This is a genomic window from Aeromonas allosaccharophila, assembly GCF_000819685.1.
GTDB lineage: Bacteria > Pseudomonadota > Gammaproteobacteria > Enterobacterales > Aeromonadaceae > Aeromonas > Aeromonas allosaccharophila.
The window spans coordinates 23,388-33,393 of sequence record NZ_CDBR01000064.1 but is presented as its reverse complement, the minus strand read 5'-3'; the positions used below and the strand labels follow the sequence as shown (position 1 = coordinate 33,393).

The window sequence follows — 10,006 nt, the reverse complement described above, 5'->3', positions numbered from 1 at the left end:
CTGACTCCGTCGGTGTGTAGCGCAGCCAGGTAGCGCATCTGCATGGGGTGTAGAGGGTCGGAGGTTCGAATCCTCTCACACCGACCAAATTCCCCGATAAAGGCCTTGTCAAACGACAAGGCCTTTTCTTTTGCACGCAATTCAGCGCCGGTGTGCGGCCCCAGACAGGCGGATCAGTCCGGAAGGGCGGGCAGAGGCGGCAGCGAACAGAGACGGGTAGAAGAGGCGGCTAGAAGCAACGGAGAGCGGAGATAGCCACTGTGATTGTGTCGCCACCGGGGTTTGTGCTGTAGTAACGGCTCAGTTGCCCACACCACTAGCCGAGGTCTTCTGTGCCTGCACGTCTGTTCAAACCGGTTTGTCTGCTGATGTTCACCCTGCTGCTGGCGGGCTGCGCCACCCCTTACCAGAGTGAAAAGTCGTTCTGGAATGGCCAGACCGGTTTCTCCCAGACCCGGCTTGGCCCGGACAAATGGCAGCTGGAGTTTGTCGGCAACGATCTGGTGGACAGGGAGACAGCCCGCAAATATGTGCTCAAGCGGGCAGGGGAGCTGGCGCTCACAGAAGGCTATAGCTGGCTCGGCGTCGATGAGCTGACCATTACCCGTGATGCCGTCAGGGTGACGCCATCGCGGCCGATCTTCGGCTTTGACGAGGATGAACCGGATCTCTTTATGGCCCAGATGCAGGTGCAGCACCGCATCTCGGCGCTGCTCACTTTTCGCCTGTTGCCACGGGCAATGGATGAGCGAACCCTCAACGCGAAATATCTCGCCACAATTAAAACAAACAGCGATTAATATTGGTGGTTTGCAAGATCCATATCACATACACCTAATGGCAGCATAAAATTCTGGAACAACCCTCTAGATTTACCCCCTGCTTTTAGGCATTCTCCCAGCATACCAGCCGCCAGGAATCAACGGCTCGGATCACAAAAACGGACTGTAGTGGCTCCCATGCCACCGTTAACGGCTTGCACCAATCAAAACCGGGACTCCCCCATGAAAATGAATAAACTGACGGTCGCCATCCTCATCTCCATGATGTTTGGCATCCTCACCGGCCAGGGCTATCGCATGTTTGCCGCAGATCAGGCTGCGGATTTCGCCAATAACATCACTATCCTGACCGATATCTTCCTGCGACTGATCAAGATGATCATCGCACCGCTGGTCTTCACCACTCTGGTGGTCGGCATCGCCAAGATGGGCGACACCCGCACTGTCGGCCGCATCGGCGCCAAAACCCTAGGCTGGTTCATGCTGGCCTCCCTGATGTCCCTGAGCCTGGGTCTGGTGATGGTGACCCTGATGCAGCCGGGCGTGGGTCTTTCACTCTCCCTGCCCAATGACACCGCCAGTTCCGGTATTGCTGCCGGTGCCATTACCCTGAAAGATTTTGTGACCCACGCCATCCCCAAAAGCGTGGTCGAGGCGATGGCCACCAACGAGATCCTGCAGATCGTGGTGTTCTCCCTCTTCTTCGGTCTGGCTGCTGCTGCGCTGGGCGATCTGGCCAAGCCGGTGGTGGTGCTGATGGCCAGTGCTGCCGAGATCATGCTGAAAGTGACCGGTTACGTGATGAACTTTGCGCCGTTCGCGGTATTTGGAGCCATCGCCGCCATGGTCGCCAAAGAAGGGCTGGGTATTCTGGTCACCTACGGCAGCTTTATGGCCCAGTTCTACATCGCGCTGGCCTGCCTCTGGTTGCTGCTGATCGCCATGGGTAGCGTCTTCCTGCGTGGTCGCGTCATCAAACTGCTGGCGCTTATCCGCGAACCTATCCTGCTGGCCTTCTCTACCGCCAGCTCTGAAGCCGCCTATCCCAAGACCCTGGATCGTCTGGAGAAGTTCGGCTGTGACAAGCGCATCGCCAGCTTCGTGCTGCCGATGGGTTACTCCTTCAACCTCGATGGCTCCATGATGTATTGCACCTTCGCGGTGATGTTCATCGCCCAGGCTTATGGCATCGAGCTCTCCATGGCCCAGCAGATCACCATGCTGCTGTTGCTGATGGTCACCTCCAAGGGGATGGCCGGGGTGCCGCGCGCCTCTCTGGTGGTGATTGCCGCGACCCTCAACCAGTTCCATATTCCGGAAGCGGGCATCCTGCTGCTGCTGGGTATCGACCACTTCCTCGACATGGGCCGCTCTGCTACCAACGTGCTGGGTAACGCCATCGCCGCCAGCGTGGTTGCCAAGACCGAAGACAGTCTGGGCGAGACCGATGAACTGGGCGAGCGTGAGCCCGCCAAGGCGTAACAACGGTTTAAGCCGCCCGCAGGGTTGGCAGGTTGAACGAAAAATCCCCGTCATGACCATGACGGGGATTTTTTTATATGGCGGGTGTCAGAAGCCCGAGCCCGGTTGCTGCAAAAATTCCGCCTCTTCCGGCGTGCTGGTGCGACCCAGTATGTCGTTGCGGTGGGGGAAGCGGCCAAAGCGCTCGATGATCACCTGATGGCGGCGGGCAAAGTCGGCAAATCCTGCGAAGGTCGCTTGCGCCGGTGTGCTGGCCTGCTCGGTTGCCAGTGCCTCGAACAGCGCCACGCTTCTGGTCTGCTGTTCCCGGGATTCGGCATGTTCCAGCGGGAGATAGAAGAAGACCCGCGCCAGTGGCGAGAGGGATTGGTCTGCCCCGATGGACAACCCTTTCAGGCAGAGATCCCTTGCCAGCGGATCTTGGGCAAAGGCCGCAGGCGTGCCGCGATGGATATTGCGTGGCAGCTGGTCGAGCAGCAGGATCAGCGCCAGCCGACCGCTGGGGGCATCGGCCCAGTGGGCGAGACTGCCCTCGGCTGCGGCCTGTGCCAGCTCGCCGAAGCGGCTGGCCAGCAGGGCATCCGTTTCGCTGTTTTTTCCCCACCAGAGGGGTGCTTGCCGGGTGGCCCGGAGGGCGTCATCGGCCTCGTCGCCAAACCAGAGATCGAGCAGAGGTTGCCAGGGTTGCATGGGAACTCCTTGAGGTGATTCAGAGGGAACCAAGATCAAATGGCTCAGGGGTGCTGCCGAAACGGCGGCTTCTCGTTACACTGTGCCATCTTTTGCCCGAAAGACGTAACCTCGGAGCGATGAAGCGGGTCTGCTTATCCTGTCGCTCTCTCTGAGGGGGTTTGCATCACTGATATAAGGAATCTCTGATATGGCCGGAACCAGTTGGTTGGCCCTGCTCGACGATATTGCCAGCGTGCTCGATGACGTGGCGCCGATGACCAAGGTCGTGGTGAACAAGCGCGAGACATTTTTCGGGAAGACGTTTCTCACTGATATAAGGGATCTTTGATATGGCCGGAACCAGTCTGTTGGCCCTGCTTGATGATATTGCCAGCGTGCTCGATGATGTGGCACTGATGACCAAGATGGCGGCGAAGAAGACCGCCGGGGTGTTGGGGGACGATCTCGCCCTCAACGCGGAGCAGGTCTCCGGGGTGCGCGCCGAGCGGGAGCTGCCGGTGGTATGGGCGGTGGCCAAGGGCTCATTTCGCAACAAGCTGATCCTGGTGCCCGCCGCCATCGCCATCAGTGCGCTGGTGCCTTGGCTTATCACGCCGCTTCTGATGCTGGGGGGCGCCTACCTCTGCTTTGAGGGGGGCGAGAAGCTGGCGCACAAGTTCCTGCCTCATGAGGTGAGCGAGGGGGAGAGTCACGCCACCCCCATTCCCGATGATTTGGCCGCGTTTGAGCAGCAGAAGGTGAAAGGGGCGATCCGCACCGATTTTATTCTTTCTGCCGAGATCATCGTCATCGCCCTTGGCACGGTACAGGGTGCGAGCCTCGCCCTGCAGCTCTCGGTGGTGGCGGGCATCGCCGTGCTGATGACCATCGGGGTCTACGGGCTGGTGGGGCTGATCGTCAAGCTCGACGATATCGGCCTGCACCTGCTGCAAAAGCCCGATGGCAGCGCCCTGCGCCGCGCAGTAGGGCAAGGGCTGCTGGTGACGGCGCCGCGCCTGATGCACCTGCTGGCACTGGTCGGCACCATCGCCATGTTTATGGTGGGGGGCGGCATTCTGGTGCATGGCTGGCCTTTTGCCCATCACCTGATCGAAGGGGCTGCCGCTGTCGTTGCCACCCTGCCGACCGTGGGGGCCGTACTGGCGGCGGTGACGCCGACCCTGCTCAACGCCGTAGCCGGTGTGGTGGCGGGTCTGCTGCTGGTTGCGGTGATGACGCTGGTGAGCCGCCTTGCCCCGGCCAAGGGATAGTGAACTTGCGGGCTATTTTCTCTTTTTTCCTCTCTTCATTTTTTTGCCTGCGGGACGCTCGGTCTCGGGCTTGCTGCCCGCAGGTCTGTTGCGCCTCCCGATGAAGGCCTTTGCGAGAAGCTATGTATCAACAACAGTGGAATAACAACCATATCTACCCGGGCCTCGACAGCCCAGAGCTGGAAGCGGACATGCGCGCCGCCCGTCACGCGCTGGAGGAGCTGGCCAGCTATATGGCGGGTCTGGACGGGGTGCGCGGCGATGACGCTGCGCTGCAGGATTTTTTGCGGGAAGTGCGGCTGCGCGCCCGTGATATTCGCCATATCGGCTGGAACGTCGCCATTCTGGCGGCGTGTCGCGGCAGTCAGGATGCGCGGGATCCGCAGGCCAAACAGCTGGCGTCCCGTGCCCGCGCCCTCAACGCCGATCTGTTCAAGACCCTGGCGCCAGTGGACGATCTGATGCTGGCGCTACCGGAAGAGGAATTCGACGCGCTGATGAGGGATCCGCTGCTCGGCGAGGAGGCGTACCGCTTGCGCCATGAGCGTCGCTTGCAGGATCAGCGCCTGCCGGTGGCGGCGGAGCAGCTGGTGATCGGCCTTGGCACCGATGGTTTGCACGGCTGGGGCAACCTCTACAACGATCTGGTGGGCAAGATCCGCTTGACCATTGATGGCCGCGAGATGGGGCTGGCCGAGGCGAGCAATTTGCTCTCCAGTCCGGTGCGTGCGCTGCGTTTAGAAGCTTTTGATGCCATCAGCGCCGGTTGGGAAGGGGAGCAGGAGACGGTTGCCGCCATCCTCAATGCCCTCAACGGCTGGCGGTTGGAGCTGGCCCGTCAGCGTGGCAAAACCCGTGTGCTCGATGCGCTGGATCTCTCCTGCCATCAAAGCCATATCGAACGCGCCACCCTCGATGCCCTGATGAGCGAAACCTGGCGGGCCCGTGGGCTGGGTCAGCGCGCCCTGGGGCTGATGGCTGCGCGGCTCGGACTTGACGATCTGGGGCCGGAGGATCTGTTTGCGCCGCCGCCAGCTTCCAGCAGCCGTGACATTCCTTTTGATACGGCGATCGAGTTGATTGCCGATGCCTTTAGCCGTTTCGATCCCGAGATGGGGGCGTTTGCCCGCATGATGGCCGAGAAGGGGTGGATTGATGCGGCGCCCACGCCAAATCGCCGCACCGGTGCCTACTGCACCAAGTTTGCCGCGCCGGTGGAGCCGCGGGTCTTCGTCACCTACGCCGGCACCATGGATAACGTCATCACCCTGGCGCACGAGCTGGGCCACGCTTGGCACAACTGGGTCATTCGCGATCTGCCGATGAGCCAGCGCAGCTACCCCATGACGCTGGCGGAGACCGCCTCCATCTTTGCCGAAACCCTGGTGCGCAGCGCCCTGTTCGAGCAGGCGCAAAGCCCGGAAGATCAGCTGGCCATCGCCTGGGCGGAGGCCGATGGCGCGGCTACCTTCCTGGTCAATATCCCGGCTCGCTTCGATTTCGAGCAGGCGCTGGTGGTCGAGCGGGCGCAGGGCTATGTGCCGGCAGAGCGGCTCAAGGCGCTGACCGACGAGGCGTGGGGACGCTGGTATGAGGGGAGCCTGACCCGATATCACCCCATGTTCTGGGCGGCGAAGGCGCACTTCTCCATCGCGGGGCTGGGTTTTTACAACTACCCCTATCTGTTTGGTTATCTGTTCAGCCTCGGGGTCTATCAGCAGTTGATGAGCCGCAAGGCGGCGGGGGAAGAGGGAGTTGCCGAGGCGTATCGCGCCTTGCTGCGCGATACCGGCCGGATGAGCGCCGAAGATCTGGTGGCGAAACATCTGGGGCAGGATATCCGTGAGGCTGCCTTCTGGCAGGGGAGTTTGGCACAGGTAGCGCAGGCGGTAGAACGCTTCGAACAGCTGCCAGCCTGATTGGTTGAGTAGCGATGTGAACAACAGGCCCCGGACAGCCTCGCTGTCCGGGGCCTGTTTGTTACGCCTGCTCCTGCTCCGGTTTGATGGGACCAACGAACAGAGGACGGGTCTGGTGACTCAGATCAGGCTGATAGCCGTTAAAAAAGAGGTTGAGTGCCACCGAGCTGATGGTGGCCAGCAGGATGCCGCTATGAAACAGCGGTTGTGCTGCCGCCGGGAAGTGCTGGAAGAAATTCCCTGAAACGGTGGGGATCATGCCGACCCCGAGGCTGATGGCGACGATGTAAAGGTTGTGGCGGTTGGTGTTGTAATCGGCGCGCGCCAGAATGCGAATGCCGGTCGCCAGCACCATGCCGAACATCACTATGCCTGCACCGCCCAATACGAAGGGCGGAATGGAGGCGACCAGCACCGACATCTTGGGGATGAGGCCAAAGGCGAGCAGGATCCCCCCCGACATCACACAGACCCAGCGACTCGACACCCCGGTCACGCTCACCAGCCCGATATTCTGGGAAAACGAGGTGTGGGGGAAGCTGTTGAAGACCCCGCCGACGATGGTGCCGATGGCATCGACCCGCAGCCCGCGCACGATGTCGCCGCGACTGGCCGGATGGCCGACAATGTCACCAAGGGCCAGAAACATCCCCATCGACTCGATAAAGGTGATGAGCATGATCACCGTCAGGGTGGCGATGGAGATGGGGTCGAAGGTGGGCCAACCAAACGCGAACGGCACTATGGGGGCAAACCAGGCCGCATTGCCGAGGCCGTCGAGGCTCACTTCACCCATGGCGATGGCCACCACGAAACCGAAGATGATCCCGAGCAGTACCGAGATATTGCTGAAAAAGCCCTTGGTGAAGCGGGTCACCAGCAAGATGAAGGCGAGCACCACAAAGCTGGTGCCAATATAGCGCAGGCTGCCATATTCCGGATTACCCTTGCCCCCCGCCATCCAGTCGATCCCCACCTGCATGATGCTGATCCCGATAGAGGTGATAACCACCCCGGTCACCACAGTGGGGAAGAGCGGCATCAACCGGCCGATCAGCGGTACCAGCAGGGTCGAGATGATACCGGCGGCGATGGTGGCGCCAAAGATACCGGTCAGCCCCAGATCCGGATTGCCGCCGATGGCCAGCATCGGCATCACGGCGGCAAAGGTGACCGACATGATGACCGGCAGCCGGATCCCGGCAAAGCGGCCAATCCCGACACATTGCAGCAGGGTGACGATACCGCAGCAGAAGAGATCCGAACTGATGAGGTAGGAGATTTGATCCTTGGGCAGCCCCAGACTGCCGCCGATCACCAGTGGCACCGCCACGGCACCGGCATACATCACCAGCACATGTTGCAGGCCGAGGGTAAAGAGCTGGCCCATGGGGAGCATGCGCTCCACTTCATCCACCGGGCGCTTGCGCGTACCCGGACGAGGGGAGGGGGGGTTGGTCTCGTTCATGAACAGATCACTCCTTGAAGCCCGCGCAACCGCTACAGGCAAGATAGTGAAAGCCGTGGCTTTCCCGGTCATTGATCTCGTGTATTGACTGACGTGCCAGATCCCTTTGCAGTGGTGAGAGGGATCCGGTGCAGCACGGGTCAGTGCACAAAACATGCACAACGCCGGTTATGAGCGAAAACGTTTGGCGCTAACGCCTTGTTTTTGTGGGATGAGTCACATCCCGGCCAGATAAGTGGCCAGGGTGGGGCTGCATCGCGCGGGAGGGAGATCTCACATTGGTAATGTTTTTATCATTATCGGGAGGCCACTCTCACTTTGATAGCCAATCGCTGGCCCCTAGGTTAGCAACGCCGACGTGACGGGCCATGATCAGGTCTATGGGCGTGATCCAAAGCAAGAAAGTTGGATGTTTTGGTGGCGCGCGGGGCCGCCGCTGGGGTAGTTTCGATAAAACCGACACAGTTCCTGAGGTCTTATCCATGATCATCTATCTGCATGGCTTTGATGCCACCAGCCCCGGCAATCACGAGAAAGTGCTGCAGTTGCAGTTTATTGATGATGATGTGCGTTTCGTGCACTACAGCACGGTTCACCCCCGTCATGATATGAGCCACCTGCTCAAGGAAGTGAAGAAGCAGCTCGATATGAGTACCGATCCAAAACCGCTGATCTGCGGCGTGGGGCTTGGTGCTTACTGGAGCGAGCGGATCGGCTTTCTGTGCGGTATTCGCCAGGTGCTCTTCAACCCCAACCTCCATCCGGAAGAGAACATGCAGGGCAAGATCGACCGGCCGGAGGAATATGACGATATCGGTACCAAGTGTGTAACTGAATTTCGTAAGAAAAATTCAGGAAACTGTCTGTGCATCCTTTCCGTTCAGGATGAAGTGCGCGATAATCGGGAAACTGAACGTGAATTGAAGAACTATTACGACATCGTGTGGGATGAGCGCGAGACCCATAAGTTCAAAAATATCTCGCATCATCTGCAGCGGATGAAGGCCTTCAAAGAAGCCTGATCCATCACGTCGACCGATTTCGTTTTAGGGAGCCCATGGCTCCCTTTCGTTTTGAGGAACCGAGGAAAATCATCATGATGAATATTGTCGTTGTAGGCGGCGGCGCCGGTGGCCTGGAGCTGGCCACCAGTCTGGGTCGCAAGCTTGGCAAAAAGAACAAGGCCAAGATCACCCTGGTTGACCGTAACCGCACCCACCTGTGGAAGCCCCTGCTGCACGAAGTGGCCACCGGCTCCATGGATGCGGGCATCGATGCCCTGAGCTACCAGTCCCATGCCAAGAACCACGGTTTCGACTTCCAGCTCGGCACCCTGACCGACATCCAGCGTGACGAGAAGCGCATCGTGCTGGCCCCGATCCACGACGACAATGGCGACATCGTGGTCAACGAGCGCGCCGTGCCTTACGACGTCCTGGTGATGGCCATCGGTTCTGTCTCCAACGACTTCAACACCAAGGGGATCAAGGATCACTGCATCTTCCTCGATAGCCCCTCCCAGGCGCACCGCTTCCACAACAGCATGATGAACCGCTTCCTGCAGTTCGCCACCGAATATAAGCCGGGCGACAAGGTGAAGATTGCCATCGTCGGCGGCGGCGCCACCGGCGTTGAGCTCTCTGCCGAGCTCTACAACGCGGTCGAGCAGCTCTACGCCTACGGTTTCAAGAACCTCACCACCGACAGCCTGAAGGTGACCCTGGTGGAAGCGGGCCCGCGCATTCTGCCGGCCTTGCCGGAGCGCATCAGCGGCGCCGCCCATCAGGAGCTGGTCAAGCTGGGTGTGGACGTGCGTACCGCCACCATGATCACCGAAGCGACCAGCGATGGTCTGCACACCAAGGATGGCGAGCTGATTGAAGCGGATCTGATGGTGTGGGCGGCCGGTATCAAGGCGCCGGACTTCATGAAGGACATCGCTGGTCTCGAGACCAACCGCATCAACCAGCTGGTGGTCAAAGAGACCCTGCAGACCACCCGTGACGAGAACATCTTCGTTATCGGTGACTGTGCGGCTTGCCCTCAGCCGGATGGCAAGTTTGTGCCGCCGCGCGCCCAGTCTGCCCACCAGATGGCCAGCCAGGCGTTCAAGAACATCCTGGCCAAGATGAACGGTGGCGAGATGAAGCCCTACCTCTACCACGACCACGGTTCGCTGGTGTCCCTCAGCCGCTTCTCCACCGTGGGCAGCCTGATGGGCAACCTGATGCGCGGTTCCATGATGGTGGAAGGCTACATCGCCCGTCTGGTGTACATCTCTCTCTACCGGATGCACCAGATCGCCCTGCACGGTTACGTCAAGACCGGCCTCATCATGCTGGTGGGTCGCATCAACCGGGTACTGCGTCCTACCCTGAAGCTGCACTAAGCCAGGATTTGGCACCATTCGGA

General features: G+C 60.1%; 9 protein-coding genes and 1 tRNA gene. 8 read left to right on the top strand and 2 right to left on the bottom strand.

Translation table 11 applies throughout. The features are described from left to right. Nucleotides 1-10: 10 nt before the first annotated feature. The 3 genes from BN1115_RS12280 to BN1115_RS12270 all read left to right on the top strand — a co-directional run bounded on the left by BN1115_RS12280 (nucleotide 11) and on the right by BN1115_RS12270 (nucleotide 2,264). Nucleotides 11-87: transfer RNA gene (locus tag BN1115_RS12280), tRNA-Pro, on the top strand. A gap of 281 nt (nucleotides 88-368) precedes the next feature. Further along, complete coding sequence (locus BN1115_RS12275; protein ID WP_042657368.1) at nucleotides 369-800, top strand: CC0125/CC1285 family lipoprotein; 432 nt, start codon at nucleotides 369-371, stop codon at nucleotides 798-800. A 204-nt stretch (nucleotides 801-1,004) separates the two neighbouring features. Next, nucleotides 1,005-2,264, top strand: a complete 1,260-nt coding sequence (locus BN1115_RS12270; RefSeq protein ID WP_042657367.1) for a dicarboxylate/amino acid:cation symporter — start codon at nucleotides 1,005-1,007, stop codon at nucleotides 2,262-2,264. An 87-nt stretch (nucleotides 2,265-2,351) separates the two neighbouring features. On the opposite strand, the gene BN1115_RS12265 is transcribed toward BN1115_RS12270, so the two are convergent. Beyond that, on the bottom strand, nucleotides 2,352-2,954 hold the full coding sequence (locus BN1115_RS12265; RefSeq protein WP_042657366.1) for a DUF924 family protein: 603 nt from the start codon (nucleotides 2,952-2,954) through the stop codon (nucleotides 2,352-2,354). A 190-nt stretch (nucleotides 2,955-3,144) separates the two neighbouring features. Between BN1115_RS12265 and BN1115_RS22555 the strand changes: the two genes are divergently transcribed. The 3 genes from BN1115_RS22555 to BN1115_RS12255 all read left to right on the top strand — a co-directional run bounded on the left by BN1115_RS22555 (nucleotide 3,145) and on the right by BN1115_RS12255 (nucleotide 6,126). Then, nucleotides 3,145-3,285: a hypothetical protein gene (locus tag BN1115_RS22555; protein WP_162851500.1), complete on the top strand. Its 141-nt coding sequence runs from the start codon at nucleotides 3,145-3,147 to the stop codon at nucleotides 3,283-3,285. A 1-nt stretch (nucleotide 3,286) separates the two neighbouring features. Then, the gene (locus BN1115_RS12260; protein ID WP_042657365.1) at nucleotides 3,287-4,207 is read left to right on the top strand and encodes a DUF808 domain-containing protein; all 921 of its coding nucleotides are present in this window, start codon (nucleotides 3,287-3,289) and stop codon (nucleotides 4,205-4,207) included. Between the two features lie 122 nt (nucleotides 4,208-4,329). After that, nucleotides 4,330-6,126 (top strand): M3 family oligoendopeptidase, encoded by a 1,797-nt coding sequence (locus BN1115_RS12255; protein ID WP_042657364.1) that lies wholly within the window; start codon nucleotides 4,330-4,332, stop codon nucleotides 6,124-6,126. 61 nt (nucleotides 6,127-6,187) lie between these two features. Here BN1115_RS12255 and BN1115_RS12250 read toward each other — a convergent pair whose 3' ends face one another. Next, nucleotides 6,188-7,594: a nucleobase:cation symporter-2 family protein gene (locus BN1115_RS12250; RefSeq protein WP_042657363.1), complete on the bottom strand. Its 1,407-nt coding sequence runs from the start codon at nucleotides 7,592-7,594 to the stop codon at nucleotides 6,188-6,190. Between the two features lie 482 nt (nucleotides 7,595-8,076). On the opposite strand from BN1115_RS12250, the gene ycfP reads away from it, so the two are divergent. Both ycfP and BN1115_RS12240 read left to right on the top strand, forming a co-directional pair. Then, complete coding sequence (ycfP, locus tag BN1115_RS12245) at nucleotides 8,077-8,616, top strand: alpha/beta hydrolase YcfP (protein ID WP_042657362.1); 540 nt, start codon at nucleotides 8,077-8,079, stop codon at nucleotides 8,614-8,616. A 74-nt stretch (nucleotides 8,617-8,690) separates the two neighbouring features. Then, nucleotides 8,691-9,983 (top strand): NAD(P)/FAD-dependent oxidoreductase, encoded by a 1,293-nt coding sequence (locus BN1115_RS12240; RefSeq protein WP_042657361.1) that lies wholly within the window; start codon nucleotides 8,691-8,693, stop codon nucleotides 9,981-9,983. The last annotated feature ends 23 nt before the right edge of the window (nucleotides 9,984-10,006 follow it).